Origin of the sequence: Amnimonas aquatica (assembly GCF_002943415.1) — a bacterium.
Classification (GTDB): Bacteria; Pseudomonadota; Gammaproteobacteria; order Pseudomonadales; family Moraxellaceae; genus Perlucidibaca; species Perlucidibaca aquatica_A.
The window spans coordinates 1-1,519 of record NZ_PTQZ01000310.1; the positions used below are offsets into that span (position 1 = coordinate 1).

Here is a 1,519-nt window from a genome sequence, read left to right on the forward strand (position 1 = left end):
AGCTCGCGCTGCTGCACGACGGCCAGAGCGGCGAGGCCGAGTACCGGCACCTGCACCGGCTCTGCGAGCGCTACGCGGTGCTGCCGCCGCTGCCCGGCGCCTCCTGCCACATCCAGCATTTCGGCAGTTTCGAGCTGCGCTGGGAGCGCCACAGCGAGTTCTCCACCTACACCTTCATCCACGTCGACACGGCCGCGGCGCCGTTCTCGCGCACGGCGCTGTCGCTGCTGCCCGCCGAGTGGCTGGAGGCGTTGCCGGGCAAGGTCATCAGCGGCGTGCATGTCGAGCTTCACGACCTGCCCGGAGCGGCGCCGACGGCGGATGACGTGCGCCCGCATTTCGAGAACCAGCGCCTGATCAGCTCCTGGGTACTCGACCGCCACGCCCGCCTGTGGACCGCCTTCCGCCTGCACCAGGACGGCCTCGGCCGCATCCTGGTGCAGAGCCGCGACCTCAATGTCTGCCAGCTCGGCCGCCTGGTGCGCCGCCTGCTGGAGATCGAGACCTACCGCATGATGGTGCTGCTCACCTTCCCGGTGGCGCGCGCGCTGGCGCCCGAGCTGGGCGGCATGGACCGGCGCATGGCCGCCATCAACGCCGAAATCAATGCCATCCACGGGCTGGATGACGAGCGCCGCCTGCTCGATGACCTGTCGACGCTGGCGGCGCGCATCGAGCACCTGCGCTCGGAGACCAATGCCCGCTTCGCGGCCGCGCGCGCCTATCACGAGCTGGTGCTCGACCGCCTCGACGGCCTGCGCGAACAGGGCGAGTTCGGGCTGCAGACCTTCGAGGAGTTCCTGCTGCGCCGCCTGACGCCGGCCTTCCGCACCGGCGAGGCGGTGTCCGACCAGCTCGACAGCCTGGCGACGCGTATCGATCGCGCCAGCAAGCTGCTGCGCACCCGCGTCGACCTCACGCTGGAGGCGCAGAACCAGGACCTGTTGCAGTCCATGAACCGGCGCGGCCACCTGCAGCTGCAGCTGCAGCAGGCGGTCGAGGGCCTGTCGGTGGTGGCCATCACCTATTACCTCGTGGGGCTGGTCAAGCATGTCGCCGGCTCGCTCGCGGAGGTCGGCTGGATCTCGCATCCGGAGTGGGTCGCCGGGCTGTCGGTGCCGCTCTGCCTGTTCCTGGTCTGGCGCGGCGTGCGCCGGTTGCGCAAGGGGCTGGAGAAGCACGGCTGAGGCCTGCGAAGGCGGTGCTTTGCGCTGTCCGGGCCACGTGGTAAAACGTCGAGCAGCCCCGTCACAGTTTTATGCATCTATGCATCTACGGATGCTTGTCAGAGATGTATGGCTGTCATGTTCTTGTGGTTTTTCCTGAGGCATGAGGACAATGTCGCATGGGCATGCTGTGACATTAAGGATGATTTTCAACAGGGAGAGGTTGATGAGCGATATGAGTGAAGTTGCAGCTGTTGATTCCGTTGCCCGGCAAGAGCCTCAGGCCTTGCCTAGCGAGGTCTTTGTATTCACTGGCAGTGGCGGAGAGTACTTCCGCATATGGGCGGTAAACT

At 66.4% G+C, this 1,519-nt stretch carries 1 protein-coding gene; it reads left to right on the forward strand.

Translation table 11 applies throughout. From position 1 onward, the window contains the following. Window positions 1-1,187, forward strand: a 1,187-nt coding sequence (locus tag C5O18_RS09425) for a DUF3422 family protein (RefSeq protein ID WP_105193371.1), incomplete at its 5' end; no start/stop codon positions are given. Between the last annotated feature and the right edge of the window lie 332 nt (window positions 1,188-1,519).